Source organism: Microcoleus sp. FACHB-1515 (genome assembly GCF_014696105.1).
Taxonomy (GTDB): domain Bacteria; phylum Cyanobacteriota; class Cyanobacteriia; order Elainellales; family Elainellaceae; genus JAAUTJ01.
Map to the genome: position 1 here is coordinate 176319 of NZ_JACJPO010000056.1, position 16263 is coordinate 192581.

A 16263-nucleotide genomic window follows, 5' to 3' on the forward strand; every position below is an offset into this window, starting at 1 on the left:
TGCGCTGAAAACTTTTATCTTAGTTCAAGTTAAGGTGCATCCGGATCAATTCCCACCGCCCGTAGCTGTTCGGCCAATCGTGCCGCCCGTGCTTCTGCTGCATCGGCTCGCTGGCGTTCCTGCTCTGCCCGTTGGCGTTCTTGCTCGGCCTGCTGCGCCATTTCTGCAAAAGAGATGAAGCGATCGCCATTCGATCGAAAAATTTCCAGGGTCGTTGCGGTCGGCTCAAAGCGAATGCCCAACAGCGGACTCACCCAGCTACTGATTGGATTGATCACGCTCAGTCGTGAGCTTTGTCGCTGCCAGCCGCTAAAGTCGTTGCGATCGGGGTCGTAGAGGTAATATTCCTCGACGCCGTAGCGATCGTAGAACACCAATTTTTCATCCAGTTCGGTTTGGCGATTGCTGGGCGATCGAATCTCAAACACGACTTGCGGCGGAATGTTGCCTTCTTGCCACTGAAGATACGAGCCGCGATCGCCTTTGGGTCGTCCAATCGCCACCATCACGTCGGGCGCAGTGCAGACGCGATTGTTGCCCTCGACCGGATACCAGAGCAGATCGGCAGCGACAAACACATCTTCGCGATCGGCAAACTGCAACTCCAGTCCTTCTTTGATCAAAACAATCCAAAGATACTGTCGCGTATTGTCTGCCATCGGTTTGCCGTCGGATTCGGGGTAAATAACGCCCGACGTCGAAGAAATCTGTGTGACCATAGTTCGATCGCCCGCTTGCTAAAGCTGTTTTGATTGTCGAATATTCTTCAGGTGCGCGGCTGCTCCGACGCTGGAAATTGGCGATCGCGCACTTCGCTGGCATAACTACGAATCGCCTCAGTCACAATTTCCCGTAGATTCACATACGACTTGGCAAACGGTGGCTGCCAGTCTGAGAGACCCAGCAAATCGTGCGTCACTAAAACTTGACCGTCGCAGTTTGGCCCCGCGCCGATGCCGATCGTGGGAATGGTCAGCTTTTGCGAAATTTGCAGGCCGAGTTCGTCAGGAATATGTTCAAGGACGATGCCGAAGGCTCCGGCTTGTTCCAGCGCGATCGCCTCAGCCAAAATGCGATCGCCTGCCTCGCTTGAAGTTCCTTGCTTGCGAAAGCCGCCGAACTGATGGACGGACTGCGGCGTCAGGCCAATGTGCGCGAGGACGGGAATTCCAGCTTGAACCAGACGGGCAACGGTTTCGACAGCGATCGGATAGCCGCCTTCGAGCTTGACGGCTTGTGCTCCCGTTTCCTTCAAGGCGCGACCTGCCGATCGCAACGCCTGCTCAATGCTTTCCTGATAGCTCATGAACGGCAGATCGAACACGACCAAGGCTTCTTTGACTCCGCGCCGGACGGCTTTCGCGTGGTGGATCATGTCGTCAAGCGTGACGGGCAGCGTGGTTTCATATCCCAGCGCCACCATCGCCAAAGTGTCCCCAACCAAAATCAGATCGACTCCGGCTTGATCCATGATTTGGGCAAACGGATAGTCCCAGGCAGTCAGCGCGACGATCGATCGGCCTTGCTGCTTGTAGCGCATCAGTTTGGGAATCGTGATAGCCATCTTGAAAACCTGCCGGATTCAATAAATCCAGCGTACTAGAGATTTCGCATGGCTCGCCCAAAGGAGGCGAAGCCATCGCTTTGATACAGCACTTCCCGCCGCATCGTCAGCGGCACATCAGCGGGCGTGACGCGAGACACGACAGAGGCGATTCAATGCCGAGTCGATCGCAACTGCGGCTGCATAAAATCCAGCACAACGAGATCAGCAGGCAGTCCCGCTTCCAGATAGCCGTAAGTGTCGCCCCCCAAGAAGTCGCGAATGTTGCAGGTTGCCATTTGCAGAATCGATCGCGGGTCGGGTCGAATTGCGAACCCCGAAGGAATACGGAAAATGTCTGGGTAACTCTCTGAGTAGGGAGTATTATGCGGAAAGCAATCCGGGTAATACCGATCAGAAGGGTAGTTATACGGAATGTTTCAAGGTAATGCCTTTATGAGGGGCATTTATACGGAAAGCGCCCGTATAATAAATTGTTATACGGCTTCGGTTGCAGGTTGTGACTGTACTTTGAGACAACTCGTTCAAGTCCAAAATCAGGGGAAGAGCTATCGAAATGCTTGAAAAGGGCAGCCTAAACCTTGAATACAAATTGAAGCGATTTAGGAAGATTGATCGATGACTGATTTGAGAGCGGCTCTTGATTTGATGTCTGACTACCTTGAACAGGAGATTGCAGGTCAATCATTGAATCCTGGGTTGGATTTTGAAGATATCGAGCGGGCAGTCAGCATTTTACCCTTCGAGTTGCCAATGGAGGTGTACCAACTTTATATGTGGCGCAATGGTGGATCGCTGGAGTCGCTTCCTTATCCAAGTTTTGAGGATTGCGAGGAAGGCTATGAGCGAATTCATGGTTTCCTATCTCTCAACGAGGCTGTGGAGGTGGCGAGAAGCTGGAATAAAGGCTGGTTTCCACTGTTCGATACTGACGGAAGCATTTTTTGGATTGTTGGTTGTAGTGAACGAGAAGCTACTGCTCCAATTTTTATCAATGACGTAGACGAATTGCCAGATGAGCCGAGTTTTGAAAGCTTAACTGACATGATGAACAAGTTGATTGAACCGATGGAAGATCTAAGATGATGAAGTTGTTGCCACCCGTATAACAATCCGCCTGCACCCGACCGTTTAGAGTCTTTTCGTTGAGTTCAAAAGGTTACTAGCGGCGGGTGAGGCGGAACGTTAGGCTTCTTAGCTCTTGGCTGAGGTAGTTCTTGAAAGCTTCTGACTCGTAGTATTTAGCGTGAAGAGCAACAGGCTAAAATAGAGTAGCCTTGCTTCGAGCGATCGCATGACAAAAGTATATTTAGATACCAGTACTTATAACCGTCCATTCGACGATCAAACTCAGCCCAAAATTTTCCTTGAAACTCAGGCTGTGATTATCATTTTACAAATGGTTGAAGTCAAGGCTTTTGAGTTAATCAGTTCCTTTGTTTTGGAGTATGAGAACAGCCGTAACCCTTATCCTATCAAACAGGAGGCAATGAATCGGTATCTCCAGTTAGCCGATTTAAGGCAAGAAGTTGATGAAGCAATTCGTAAGAGAGCTGAAGAATTAGAAAAAGACGGATTAAAAGCGATTGATGCGTTGCATGTTGCATGTGCTGAAGCGGTTAACAGTGATTATTTCATTACTTGTGATAAGCGTTTGATCAATCGTTGCTCAAAGCTAACCATGAAAGTTATGAATCCAGCGAATTTTGTTTTGGAGATGAGTAGCGATGATCCAAGTTAAAAGTGAGCAGCAAGTTTTACAAGAAGGATTTCAGATTTTGTTATCTAATATGGAACCGTCTACTGTTGCTCGGTTTTGGGCAGCATGTAATATCGGCAAGGGAGACTACTTGAAACTCAAAGACCAACTTTTTGCTCAAGAATCAGTAAGCAGTTTGTACTCCAAAATTGTAGATTTTCAAGCATCAAAGCGCGAAGCCTAACAATTCAAATGCAGCGGACAGTTGAAAGCCGTTGGTGTTGAGTGCAATGGTATCTGCTGCCGCTAATTTGAGCCGTTCCCGTCATGCCCGTCGCGCCATCCGGCAGGCATGAGTCGCCCATGTGCATATGACAGTTGTACAGTCCGGGCATGACGACGATCGCCCCGTGATCGATCGCCTGAACGGGTGAACCCAAATCGAAACGAGCGATCGTGTCCGCTTGGACGACGAGGCAATCGCAGTGGTGCGGACTCAGACCGCATCGTGCAGCACAACACAGTTTTTGAGATCGAGCATCACCCGACTAGCGCAGGGTGGGAACGCGCTGCGGCAAAACGCGAATCAAAATCGCATACAAGCCAGCGGCGATGATGATGCCGTTGACAGCCGGAATTCCCCAGCCCAATCGACCGGAGAGAAATGCGATCGAGGCAGCAGCGACATAGGCGATGATGCCTGCCCAGTTGAAGGCGGGTTGGGGCGAATCCATTGCGGGAAACTGCCCTCTGTGCCGCAGCCAAAAATCCACCATAATAATGCCGCCGACCGGAGGAATGACCGATCCGAGGAAAATCAGGTAGGGAATAATCTGGTTGTAGATGCCGCTGAGGGAGAGGATGTAGGCCAGCGTTGCACCACCAAGAACAAAAATCGTCCGCTTGGTGACGCGAAAGAAATTTGCGCCAGCCATCGAAAAGGCATAGATCGTGTTGTCTTGCGTTGTCCAGACGTTGAGGATCAGCAAAATCAAGCCCCAAAACAGCAAACCCTGCTGCGCCATTGCCTGAATCAAATCTTCGCTGCCGTAAACAAGGGTGCAAAAGGCTCCGGCGAAGACGAGAATGCCGTTGACGACCAGAAACGCCAGAAGGGTGCTGCCGATCGCAGTCTTGCCCGTATCGGCAAAGCGGCTCCAGTTGGTCGATTGCGTGCCGCCGGAGATGAACGTGCCAATCACAACGGCGAGCGCGGCAGAGAAACTGAGGTTGCCTGTGGGTGCGATCGCCTGCAATTCGGCAAAGCTGCCGCCATCTCCGATCGCAATTCCCAAACTGATCGCCAGCAAAATCAACATCGCAGGCACGGCCAAGCGGCTGAGCCAATCCATCGCCGTATAGCCAAAATACGCCGTCGCACAAAATCCATACGTGAAAATCAGCACAACCAGCCAGTTCCATGATTCCGGCAAACCGATGAGCTGATTGAGCGCTTGGGCGACAAAGGCATTGGTGACGGCATACCAGCCGATTTGCGTTGCCCCCAAAATGAAATCAACCCAGCGCGACCCGACATTGCCAAAGCTAAACCGCGCCATCAGCACGGTTGCCAGTCCGCTTTTTTGCGCGATGTAGCCCAAAGCAGCGCAGTATGCACCCAAGATGATATTGCCGACCACAATGATCGCAATCAAATCGGGAAAGAAGCGAAAGGCGGGGCCAATTTGTCCGCCTGCAATCAGCGTGGTGGAGGTGAAGGCAAAGCCGATCATCAGCGGAGCCAGCGACCAGAACGATCGCCTTGCCGTCAGAGGAACTGGAGAAAGCGGATAATCCTGGCTGGCTTGTGTGGTCGATGCGCCAATGCCAGGTTCAGAAGTTGTCATGGCTGCCCTTTCAAAATGTTTGAATCTGGGCTTATTGTTGAGCTTGTTCGGTTGCAGGACAGTATTCTGTGTGACGAAGACGAAGTGGCGATCGCCTCCGCAAAAGCAATCTGCCGCTCTGCATCTGCGTTTCATTCAATCTTGATTCGCTGAAGCGATCGACCATTGGAGATAGGGATATGGCGATCAAAGGGATGCAGCACGCAAACTCGATCGTCAAAAGTTGCGATCGATTTTCATCATCGCGGTTTTGAGAGATTCCTGGGAATAATTAGTTCGATCAATTCGCATTGCGATCGAGATGATACACGCCCATCGCCTGCCGCTCAAACGAGCGATTAAGAAGATTCCCCTTCAGCTCATTCTCGTTGTTCCGTTCGTCATTCAAACCGTTTCTGCTGTTGGTCTGGTTGGGTTTTTCTCATTTCGCAGCGGTCAAAAAGCCGTCAGTGCGCTGGCCGATCAGCTCATTGATAAGACGAGCCAGCAGGTAAACGCTCATCTGAATCTGTATCTCGCCCTGCCGCAACAGCTCAACGAACTCAACGCAGGCGCGATCGTCACAGGCAAAATCGATCTCAACAATGCAAAGGACAGCGAGCAGATTTTTTGGCAGCAGGCGAAAACCTTTGAAACCCTGAGCTACATCGGCTATGCGCTTCCAGATGGGCGGCAGTCCGGAGCGGGGCGCTGGCTCAATGGCGTCGATCTACTGCTGTATGAGAATTTGCCAGGTGAAGGTAAAACGTTTGATTTTTTGGCAGATGCAGCAGGAGAGCGAAGAGTGCTGCTGCAAAGCTATGACTACAATCCGCTCAGCGATTCGTGGTATGAGCGAGCGATCGCTGAGCGGCAGCCTGCCTGGAGCGCCATCTATACGGCACAGGTGTCGAACATCATCGCAAATCAGCAACAAACTACAGAACCCAAACCTTATGTTGCAGTTTCAGCAGTCGCCCCGGTCTATCAGGGAACACAACTGCTGGCAATTTTAAATATCGATTTGCTGCTCACCAACATCAGCGAGTTTTTGCAGCAGCTTAAAGCGAGTCCCAACGGTGAAGTGTTTATTCTAGAGCGCGATGGCAACTTAGTTGGAAGTTCAAGCACCCATCCAATCTTGCAAACAACAGGCACAACCACAGAACGCCTCAGCGCATTCAATAGCCCTGACCCGCTGCTGCACGCGATCGGTGAAACGGTAAAAACTCAAGGAATTGACCTCAACGCGATCGATCGTGCTCAACACTTAAAAGTGAGCGTTGCTGGAGAGCCGCAGTATGTGCGAATTACGCCTTGGCAAGACCGCTACGGCTTGAACTGGCTTGTCGTTGTGACCGTGCCAGAATCGTACTTTATGGCTCAGATCAATGCCAACGCTCGCACGACAGCTTTGCTGTGTTTGGCGGCTTTGGGCGCAACGATCGCGCTGGGAATTTACACGGCTCGCTGGATTACGCGCCCAATTTTGCAGCTTGCTCAAGCTTCAAAAGCGATCGCCGCAGGCAAGCTCGATCAGCAATTAGAGTATACGGGCATTCAAGAAGTTGATGTCGTCAGCGACTCGTTTAATCAGATGGCAGAGCAGCTTAACGAGTCGTTTCGCGAAATGGAAAATCGAGTAGAAGCTCGAACTGAAGCGCTCTCTCAAGCTTTAAAAGAACTGCGTCAAACGCAAATTCAGCTTGTTCAAACCGAAAAGATGTCAAGTTTAGGACAGCTTGTGGCCGGAGTTGCACACGAAATTAATAATCCGGTCAATTTCATTCACGGCAATCTCACTTTTGCAGAACAATATTCGCAAGTGCTGCTCGAAAGCATTCAACACTATCAAAAATATGCGCCTGCTTTGCCAGATGAAATCCAAGCAGAAATTGACGAACTCGATTTAGAGTTTGTCAAGCAAGATTTGCCGAAAGTGCTTGCTTCGATGCAAACTGGAACCAGTCGAGTTGCAGAAATTATTCGATCGCTCCGCAATTTTTCACGCTTGGACGAAGACGGATTCAAAATTGTTGATATTCACGAAGGCATTGATAACACCTTGATGGTTTTGCATCATCGTCTTAAAGCATCGCTCGATCGACCTGAAATTAAAATCATTAAAAACTACAGTAATTTGCCGCCAATTGAATGTTGCCCTGGTCAACTCAATCAGGTGTTTATGAATCTTTTAAGCAATGCGATCGATGCCGTCGAAGAAGCTCGAATAGTGCGATCGGATCAGCACGCAAAGCAAGCTTTAAGCACAATCGAAGTTGTCACTGAGCAGCAGGACGATCGCACAGTTGCGATTCGAGTAATTGATAACGGCGCAGGTATTTCTAAGTCCGCTCAGGACAAACTATTTGATCCATTTTTTACAACTAAGCCTGTTGGCAAAGGAACGGGTCTTGGTCTTTCAATTAGCTATCAAATTATTAGCGATCGGCATCAGGGCAAACTGTATTGTCAGTCCACCTCTAGCAGCGGAACCGAGTTTGTCGTTGAGCTACCCATAACACAAAAGCGGACATCTATCGAGATTTGAGGCGCTAAAGCGATCGCAATCCGACTTAAGTCGAATCACTTTGTGTTCAGCTTGTCATCCGGATTTCGACGGAGTAGAATTACGGACATTCAGTCTTCACAAACTGTAAAGCGCTTTGATTGGACGAGCTAAATACTCGTAGATTCTCGCGCGTCATTAAGGCCAAAAGCCTAACTTCTTGCTGCTGCAATACACCGTTTGAGTCACTTTGAATAGGAGCCTGAATCTGAAATGACACCGATCATGCTCGATCGCACCACGCGAACTGGAAAGCGTGCTGTTGCTGCAATTGATATTGCTCAAGGAACAACAATTCATCACATTCGCCACTATCAAATTCGTCATACTCCGACCTATACCAGTGTGCAGCTCAGCGCAAATTTGCACATCGAAGAATTGTATCTTGCCTCGCTCAATCACAGTTGCGATCCAAATGTTTTGATTAATCTTGAAACTTTGGAATTGCAGGCCATTCGCGATATTGCTGTCGGAGAAGAACTGAGCTTTTTCTATCCCAGTACAGAATGGGAAATGGACGCGCCGTTTGACTGTTTGTGTCAGTCGCCTCGGTGCCTAAAGCGAATTGCTGGAGCAAAATATCTCTCGATCGAAACCTTGAGTCAGTACACACTCAATCGACACATCTGCGTTCAAATCTTCAGTAGCTTGGCGCAGGCGAGCCAGTTTGTACAGGCGGCCTAGCTCGGCTGAGCACTTGCTATTAACTACAGCCATCTAATCAAAAATTCGGGCATTTCTACATGACGTTGTTGCATTCTGCTACACTCGTTGTGCTGTTTGAAGCACAAGTTCAACAAACGCCCGATCGCATCGCGCTGATCGAAGGCGATCGCCAGTTTACCTATCAAGAACTCAACGCCAAAGCCAATCAGCTTGCTCACGCGCTCAAGCAGTGTGACTGGGCAAACCACACGAACCTGGTGGCGATCGCGCTCGATCGATCTTGCGAATTTGTGATTGCCGTTTTGGGCGTGTTGAAGGCCGGATTTGCCTACATTCCGCTTGACCGATCGCTGCCTGAAAATCGCATTTTGCACATTCTTTCTGAAGCGCGATCGCCGCTGCTGACCACACAGGCGTTTGCGGGCGTCGAACTTCCGGTTCCCAGCTTCCACCTCGATCGCGCTCAGCCTTTAATTCAGCGTCAAAGTACGGCCAATCCGGTCAGTTGCGTTCAGCCGAGCGATCTCGCTTACGTGATCTACACCTCTGGTTCGACCGGAGTTCCCAAAGGTGTGATGATCGAACACCGCTCTGCCGCTCACTACGCCGTGACAGCAGCGGCAGCATATGGCTTGACGCCGATCGATCGCGTGTTGCAGTGCTGCTCGCTCAGCTTTGATGCGGTGATTGAAGAATTATTCTGCACATTTGCGATCGGCGCAACATTGATCATCCGCAGCGAAGACATGCTGAGCACGGCAGCTTTTTTCTTGAGCGAATGTCAGCGATTGCAGATTAGCGCTTTGTTTGTGCCAACTGCGCTGTGGCACTTCCTCGCAACTGCTGTCGTTGAAGAGGCGCTGGAACTGCCCAAGACGCTGCATCTCATTAGCGTGGGCGGAGAACGAGCACGACCAGAATTGTTTCAGCGCTGGCGCGATCGCGTCGGCAACTCGATTCGCTTGATCAACAGCTATGGGCCGACCGAGGCAACGGTTGTGGCAACGATGAGCGACTTATCGCAGCTCGAAGCAATCGAGGGCGAACTCCCCATCGGTGTGCCGATCGCCGGAGTCGAAGCTTACGTTCTCGATGCTGACCTGAATCCTGTTGCACCGTTTCAGGTCGGAGAGCTGTATTTGGGCGGGGTGGGAATTGCCAGAGGCTATCTAAATCAGCCGCAACTCACGCAGGAACGCTTCATTCTCAATCCGTTCGACAATTGCACTCGCCTCTATCGCACGGGCGATCGCGTGCGGATGCGATCGGATCAGCAGCTTGAATATGTCGGCAGAATCGATCATCAAGTTAAAGTGGCAGGTGGATTTCGCGTCGAACTGTTTGAGATTGAAGCTCAAATCGCGCAGCATCCGAGCGTCGATCAAGCCGTTGTCATCGCAGCAGATCAGGGGCAGGGTGAAAAGTGCCTGATTGCCTATGTGGTTTTCCAATCGATTGTGTTTGAAGAAACGGTTGCCCTTGCAGAATTGCGATCGTTCTTGAAGCAGCAGCTACCCGCCTACATGATCCCGGTGCGGTTTGTGCCGCTAGACGCGCTGCCGCTTAGCCCAATCGGAAAAGTCGATCGCCAAAAGCTCGCGGCGCAATCTGTAGCAACTGAAATAGCGCCATCAACTCGATCGAACAGCTCGATCGCCGCTCAAATTGCCAATATCTTTCAAGGTCTGCTTCAGCAATCGATCGGCCTTGACGATAACTTCTTTGATTGGGGAGGAACGTCGCTGCTCGCCGCTCAAGCCCTCGCGCAGATCACTCGCACTTGGCAAGTGTCTGTGTGGATGCGTCAGTTTTATCAGTCACCCACGCCTGCGGCACTTGCTCAAATTGTGCTTGCTGCACAGCAAGGCAAGCCATCGCTGAACGAGTCGATCGATTTTGAGGCGGAAGCTCAGTTTTCTCTGGAGGTCGATCGCGCCAAGCCCGTGCTGTCTGTCGCAGCCGCTCAAACCATTTTGCTGACGGGAGCCACCGGATTTTTGGGTGCGTTTCTGCTGCACGAACTGCTGCAAACTACGACGGCAACGATCGTCTGTCTCGTTCGGTGTCGCGATGCCACCGCAGGACAAGCCCGCCTGCAATCGATCCTGACCCAATATCACCTGTGGAATCCCGCCGATCGCGACCGGATTCAGATTCTACCTGGCGATCTCGCCCAGCCTCGGCTTGGCCTCAGCGAAGCCGCATTTCTTCAGCTTGCCGATCGCGTTGAAGCGATTTATCACAGCGGCGCGATCGTTGATTTTATCAAACCCTATTCGCTGCTCAAAGCCGCCAACGTCCTTGGCACAGCAGAAATTCTGCGGCTTGCGAGCAGCGGCACGGCCATCAAACCGCTGATTTACATTTCCACGATCGGCGTGTTTGGAGCGGCAGGCTACTTCACAGGCAACACCGTGATTCACGAGCAAACGCCGCTTTCAGTCAGCAAGCCATTTATTGGCTTAGACGACGGCTATGCTCAAAGCAAGTGGGTCGCGGAACGAATGGTTCAGCAGGCACAGCAGAAATTGCCGATCGCAATCGTGCGACCAGGATTCATTTTTGGTCACAGCCAAACTGGAGCCGCCAACCACAAAGACTACATTTCTCGCTTGATCAAAGGCTGCATCGAACTAGGCTGTGTATCGCCGATCTTTGGACAAAAAGATCAGATGGTTACGGTCGATTACGTGGCACGAGCGATCGTTTATCTTTCAAAAAGTTCTCAGCACATCGGCAAGATTTTTCATCTAACACCGCCCCCTGGCCGCGACATCAACACACACCAACTGTATCGGTTATTGGGAAAATTTGGCTACTCTCTTGATTGGGTGAGCTATTCAGAATGGACGCAACGACTCGCCAGTTCTCCGACCAATTCGCTTTATCCGCTGCTGCCGTTATTTAGCGAACCTGTTTATCAGGGCAAATCTCTGATTGAACTTTACGAACACTGCCCAGACTACGACTGTTGCACAACGCAAGCAGCACTTGCAGCGATCGAAATGACATTTTCATCAATTGAGCCAGTCTTGCTCAAAACCTACCTGCCCGCTTGGATTCGCAGCGGATTTTTGACCCCGCCCGAAAAGGTTGAATTGTCAACAGTTCAGCCTCGGTTACTCACGTCTGCTACGGCACCTGAGCATTAGAATCCTGCTGGTAATCAAACTCGATTTTCCTATCGATCGAATTGATGGCTAGAACAGGTTTTCGTAGGGGAACGGTATTGCCACGCCCCTACGAAAATTTACCCGACTCGCCAATTCATTTAGTACTAGATAATCGAATTGCAACAACAAAAACTCATTTTTATTTAGCTTTTGAAATATTTGGGTTCTATATGGATTGAAAGTTCAAAAACACAACTTCTCTTTTATAATACTTGTATGCTTAAGCTGCATTCATTCATCAGACTGTGTTCAAAATTGAAGGCTAATTCAACGATTCACTCTCTGAGGAGACAATCATGAAATTGAAGTCTGCTTTTGCAGCGATCGCAGCAACAACTGCTCTAACAGGCGCAGTTCTGATAACAACAACTGCCCAGGCTCAACCCTGCATCTATGGTGAGCAAGGTGGAATCACAAACACCACTCCTTCTGATGCACCATCGATCGATCCAATCACGACGCAAGCTGATGTTGGCAATCTCAATAAACTGGGAATTGTCGGTGCAAGCTTTGCAATTTTGGGCAGTTTGTTTGCAGGGGGTATGCTTCTCAAGCAGCGATTTGATCGGAAGTCTGAACCGCTGATTGAAGAATCACAAACCGAAGTTCTGCCCAGTCAACTGCCAGAACCTTTGTTTGAGCCGTCTGAGTTTGTGATCGTGATTCCACCTGAAGTTTTGCAATCAATTCAAGCTTCAGAAGTATCTGATGAGTTGACTTCAGCCCGTTAATTGCTTGCAGTTCGACTAAACAAAAGCCTCCAGTTTGACCGCTGGAGGCTTTTGTTTGAAATCAACCTAAGTAGTTAGACATGATTAAACATAAAACCAATAGACCCAGTAGCACTCGTAGCGGGCGTTACTGGGTTTTGGATCTGGTTTTGAATCAGAGGCTACTTATCAAAGTATGATCGCTTCAATTTCAAATCTTCCTTGAATTAGCTAACAATTTGTGCGGCAATTGCTTGAGCGCGATCGATTGGAATCGCAAATCCCAAGCCTTGAGTGCGACCAATGATTGCGGTGTTCATGCCAATCACTTCGCCCTGCTGATTGAGCAGTGGACCACCGGAATTACCCGGATTAATTGCAGCATCGGTTTGAATGAAACTATCGCGTCGATTGGGAGAACCGATCGCGCTGCCCGATCGATCCGTCGCGCTGACAATGCCAACGGTAACGGTGTGATCGAGGCCGAGCGGATTGCCGATCGCGATCGCCCATTCTCCCGGTTGAACTTGAGCCGAATTGCCCAATGTTGCCACTGGCAAATTGTTGGCTTGAATGCGAACAACAGCGACATCTGCCGATTCATCTTCTCCTAAAACTTGACCTGTAAAGGTGCGGCCATCATTTAAGGTAACTCGAACATTTGAGGCGCTATCCACGACGTGAGCATTTGTTAAAATCAAACCGCTTTCATCAAAGATAAAACCGGAACCTGTGCCGCGAACAATTCGAGATTGAGCGCGTTGTGAAGCACGAGTTGAATCGATTCGCACAACGGCGGGACTTACTTCTTCAACCACAGCAGTAACGAAGTTGGAATTGGCGTCGTTTGACTGAGCGGCAATCGAAGTAAACGGCTGAGACTGAAGCGGCGTTGGGCGATCGAGCAGCGAGAAACTAACAACTGAACCAATCAGCAAAGCAGATAGATAAACGACTGACTTTTTCATTGCAGGACGTTAAGAACCAGAAGTAAGAAGGCGTTCAAGTAAGGCGATCGAAATTCGAGCAGTTTCATCTAAAAGTGAAGCGTTGACCTGTCGATCGCGAGGTGAATGATAGTTTGGCTCCATGCCGCGCGTGAAGAAGAGAACGGGCACATCGGCATCGGCAAAAGGGATATGATCGCTGCCGCCCGATTCGCCGACTGTGGCGATCGAGCCATCGACAGACTTGGCAAGGCTGGTGAGTGACTCCGCGCCGCTTACTTCTAGGCGATCGTTGATGCCGACCATATCAAAGTTGAGCATGGCGCGAAGCTGGCTGAGAAACTGTGGCTGGGCGTTACGCACGAACGATCGCGATCCATGCAGTCCGTCTTCTTCACCATCAAATGCGACAAACCACGCTTGATGCGCCAGTGGTGTATCAGACATCTGCCGCGCTAGATCGAGCAGAACCGCAGTGCCCGAAGCGTTGTCATTTGCACCCGGAGAACCTGCCACCGAGTCGTAGTGAGCGCCCAACAGCACTTCCGGCTGTGTGACGCCTTCCATGTAAGCGATGACGTTGCGGCCTGTAACCGTTTCCTCGATCGCATTCACATTGAGCGTCACCGAGTCAGAAGTTGAGCCAGAGAGCAGTGTTTGTCCTTCTGCCCCGCCCAAGGACAAAACGGGAATTGCCGCCTCGCCGCCTAACGTTCCCCAAAAGTTATCGGCTTCGGTGTTGACAATCACCAGTCCGATCGCGCCTGCCCTTGCTGCATTGTTCGCCTTTTCGAGGAAGCGAATTTCACCACGCTGCACGATCGCGATCGCGCCTCGCACATCCACCTGAGCAAAATCCTCGGTGCGTCCAACGTTGGGCACAGCGACCAGCGACGCCGTCAGATTGCCAGAAGTCGAACCGTTGAAGGCGCGTCCTTCCAAGGTAAAGCCTCCTGCGGTCAAGGTAGAGCCGCGATCGACAAACTTCGAGTAGGTAAAGGTCTGCACCTCGGTTGCATATCCGGCTTGCCGAAATGCTTCTTCGAGATAGCGGCTGGCCTGTTCAGTGGCGGGCGTTCCTGCAACTCGTGGCCCGATCGCCACCAACGCCTCAGCATCCGCGATCGCAGAACGATCCGGTTGCGGGGCTGTTGCTGCGGACGAGTTAGGTTGATCGATCGCCTGTCGCATCGAAACGGCAGTTTGGCTACATCCGGTCAGGCCAACGCCCACCACACCCACGCTCGCAACGATCAACTGCATCCAGCGCTTTGAGCGAACAAACTGTAATCGGCCATTCATGGCGTGCATCGAACGTTTTTCCTACTCTTTTACTTGATTGTGAACAGCAAATGTGACATCAAAATGTCAGCGCAAGTTGATCAGCGCAGTTCGATCGCCTGCTGGTCGATCGCAATTTGCTCGACGCGCATCTGATTCGCCTGTGCCCGATCTGGAAAGCCAACGAGCCTCACCGTTTGCCCAACTCGCAAAGCCGTTTGTGGCAAGCCGCGCTGCTGCATCTGGGCAGGAGAAGCGAGGAAAGCCTGCCACACCTGTTCACCCGCCTGAGGTTGAAGCGTCACGATCGGATTGCGGTAGCGGATGCTTTGCACTTCGCCAATCAGATTCAGCGTTTGGCTGCGGTTGTAGTTGCTCCAGCTTTGAGCAGATGCGCTGCCTGTGGCGATCGAAGCAGTCGTAAACACGGCAGCCGCAACCGCCGTCAGCAAAAAGCGGTTTCTCAGCCGAGGTCGGACGGTGTGAAACGTGCGTTCGATCGAAGGTTTAGACATGGCGGTAAAGGGGCGATCGCGTTCTACTCATTCTGAGTATGAGCGGCAAAAGTGACCGAAAAGTGTCAGGCTTTGAGGGGCAGTTCGATCGCAAACGTCGATCCTTGACCCAGAACGCTACTGACCGTGATTTGTCCGCCATGCGCCCGAATGATTTGCTGTGCGATCGCCAGTCCCAGCCCAAAACCGCCTGTCTGCCGAGTTCTCGCTTGATCGACCCGGTAGAAGCGATCGAAAATATGCGGCAGATCCGCAGCCGGAATGCCAATGCCGTTGTCCGTCACGCGAATGACGATGCGTCTTGCCTGAGCGGTCAGTTGAAATTCGAGCGCACCTGCCGCAGGCGTGTACTTGATCGCATTATCGAGCAAATTTCTGACAGCCTGTTGGAGTAGATCGGCATCAGCGCGGAACAGAATGGGGGATGGGTAGAGATCGATCGAAAAGCGCAATTCTGCTGCTGCTGCAATTTCTGCGTACTCTTCAGCCAACGGTTGCAGCAGCGCGACTAAATCAAGGGTCTTGAGCGCGTCGGGCGTCAACTGGCCTTCCTGTCGAGCCAGAAACAGCAGATTGCTGACCAAACCGTTCATCAGCTTGGTCAGTTCAACAATTTTGTCGAGCCGCTGGCGGGGCTGCGTGGTATCTTCTGACGGCGCAAGCAATCCCACCTGTGCGTTACTTTGAATGGCGGCAAGCGGGGCGCGAAGTTCGTGCGAAGCATCTGCCGTGAAGCGCTGAAGCTGATCGTAAGAGCGGCGAATCGGCTGCATCGCCAGTCCGCCCAGCCACCAGCCCACCAGCCCGATCGCCCCCAACGTGACGGGAACCCCGATCGCCAAAAAGAGTTGAGTCTGCTGTAGACGCTCTTGCACCGGAGCGATCGACACCCCAACTTGAAGATAGCCAATCAACACGCGATCGCTTGGTGCTCCCGCAACCATATTGCGATATACGGGCAAAGTAACCTGACGCGAATCGGGCGCGATCGTCTCAAAGCCAACGACGGGCGATTCCACAGGCGGCACTCCGGTGAACTGCCGCAGATTGCCCTTCGCGTCATACCAGCGCAGGTACGAAACTGCTTCAGCGTTGGCGAGATCGACCTGCCACTGATTTTGTTCAAACTGATAGTCGCTTGCAGCGGCGATCGCTTTGCTTTTGGCATAGAGGTCTTGGTCGAGCGATCGCAACTGGTCTTGCACTTCGCGCCAGTAGACGACAGCCGCAAAGAAAATCAAAATGCCGCCCATTGACAGGGCAAACCACGAGGCCAAACGACGACGACTGCGATTAAACACGGCTGCGATTAA

Annotated in this window: 15 protein-coding genes and 1 pseudogene; 7 read left to right on the forward strand and 9 right to left on the reverse strand. The window is 51.3% G+C overall.

What is annotated here, in order from left to right; genetic code table 11:
• Positions 1-29 precede the first annotated feature (29 nt).
• The 3 genes from H6F67_RS19420 to H6F67_RS19430 form a co-directional block, all read right to left on the reverse strand.
• Positions 30-719: a Uma2 family endonuclease gene (locus tag H6F67_RS19420; protein WP_190768275.1), complete on the reverse strand. Its 690-nt coding sequence runs from the start codon at positions 717-719 to the stop codon at positions 30-32.
• Positions 720-766: 47 nt separating this feature from the next.
• Positions 767-1564, reverse strand: coding sequence for a 3-methyl-2-oxobutanoate hydroxymethyltransferase (gene panB / locus H6F67_RS19425; protein WP_190768276.1), 798 nt, complete (start codon positions 1562-1564; stop codon positions 767-769).
• A gap of 152 nt (positions 1565-1716) precedes the next feature.
• Positions 1717-1842 carry a hypothetical protein gene (locus tag H6F67_RS19430; protein WP_190768277.1) on the reverse strand — a complete coding sequence of 42 codons (126 nt, stop codon included), beginning with the start codon at positions 1840-1842 and terminating at the stop codon, positions 1717-1719.
• A 340-nt stretch (positions 1843-2182) separates the two neighbouring features.
• Between H6F67_RS19430 and H6F67_RS19435 the strand changes: the two genes are divergently transcribed.
• From H6F67_RS19435 to H6F67_RS27515, 3 genes are all read left to right on the forward strand, one after another.
• Positions 2183-2650: an SMI1/KNR4 family protein gene (locus H6F67_RS19435; RefSeq protein WP_190768278.1), complete on the forward strand. Its 468-nt coding sequence runs from the start codon at positions 2183-2185 to the stop codon at positions 2648-2650.
• Between the two features lie 208 nt (positions 2651-2858).
• Positions 2859-3305, forward strand: a complete 447-nt coding sequence (locus tag H6F67_RS19440; RefSeq protein WP_190768279.1) for a PIN domain-containing protein — start codon at positions 2859-2861, stop codon at positions 3303-3305.
• On the forward strand, positions 3292-3507 hold the full coding sequence (locus tag H6F67_RS27515) for a hypothetical protein (RefSeq protein WP_106176044.1): 216 nt from the start codon (positions 3292-3294) through the stop codon (positions 3505-3507). Before H6F67_RS19440 ends, H6F67_RS27515 begins: the two co-directional genes overlap by 14 nt.
• 4 nt (positions 3508-3511) lie before the next feature.
• Here H6F67_RS27515 and H6F67_RS19445 read toward each other — a convergent pair whose 3' ends face one another.
• Both H6F67_RS19445 and codB read right to left on the reverse strand, forming a co-directional pair.
• On the reverse strand, positions 3512-3703 hold the full coding sequence (locus H6F67_RS19445) for a hypothetical protein (protein ID WP_190768280.1): 192 nt from the start codon (positions 3701-3703) through the stop codon (positions 3512-3514).
• Positions 3704-3811: 108 nt separating this feature from the next.
• Positions 3812-5110: a cytosine permease gene (gene codB, locus H6F67_RS19450; protein ID WP_190768281.1), complete on the reverse strand. Its 1299-nt coding sequence runs from the start codon at positions 5108-5110 to the stop codon at positions 3812-3814.
• A 301-nt stretch (positions 5111-5411) separates the two neighbouring features.
• Here codB and H6F67_RS19455 point away from each other — a divergent pair, with 301 nt between their 5' ends.
• From H6F67_RS19455 to H6F67_RS19470, 4 genes are all read left to right on the forward strand, one after another.
• Positions 5412-7640, forward strand: coding sequence for an ATP-binding protein (locus H6F67_RS19455; protein WP_190768282.1), 2229 nt, complete (start codon positions 5412-5414; stop codon positions 7638-7640).
• 231 nt (positions 7641-7871) lie between these two features.
• Complete coding sequence (locus tag H6F67_RS19460) at positions 7872-8342, forward strand: SET domain-containing protein-lysine N-methyltransferase (protein WP_190768283.1); 471 nt, start codon at positions 7872-7874, stop codon at positions 8340-8342.
• A 59-nt stretch (positions 8343-8401) separates the two neighbouring features.
• Positions 8402-11476: a non-ribosomal peptide synthetase gene (locus H6F67_RS19465; protein WP_190768284.1), complete on the forward strand. Its 3075-nt coding sequence runs from the start codon at positions 8402-8404 to the stop codon at positions 11474-11476.
• Between the two features lie 317 nt (positions 11477-11793).
• Complete coding sequence (locus H6F67_RS19470; protein ID WP_190768285.1) at positions 11794-12228, forward strand: hypothetical protein; 435 nt, start codon at positions 11794-11796, stop codon at positions 12226-12228.
• 209 nt (positions 12229-12437) lie between these two features.
• Here H6F67_RS19470 and H6F67_RS19475 read toward each other — a convergent pair.
• The 4 genes and pseudogenes from H6F67_RS19475 to H6F67_RS19490 form a co-directional block, all read right to left on the reverse strand.
• Positions 12438-13175 (reverse strand): annotated as a pseudogene (locus H6F67_RS19475) (trypsin-like peptidase domain-containing protein); the annotation flags it as partial.
• Between the two features lie 9 nt (positions 13176-13184).
• The gene (locus H6F67_RS19480) at positions 13185-14456 is read right to left on the reverse strand and encodes a M28 family peptidase (RefSeq protein ID WP_190768287.1); all 1272 of its coding nucleotides are present in this window, start codon (positions 14454-14456) and stop codon (positions 13185-13187) included.
• A gap of 80 nt (positions 14457-14536) precedes the next feature.
• Positions 14537-14950, reverse strand: a complete 414-nt coding sequence (locus H6F67_RS19485; protein WP_190768288.1) for a DUF6152 family protein — start codon at positions 14948-14950, stop codon at positions 14537-14539.
• A gap of 65 nt (positions 14951-15015) precedes the next feature.
• The gene (locus H6F67_RS19490) at positions 15016-16251 is read right to left on the reverse strand and encodes a cell wall metabolism sensor histidine kinase WalK (protein WP_190768289.1); all 1236 of its coding nucleotides are present in this window, start codon (positions 16249-16251) and stop codon (positions 15016-15018) included.
• Positions 16252-16263: the final 12 nt, after the last annotated feature.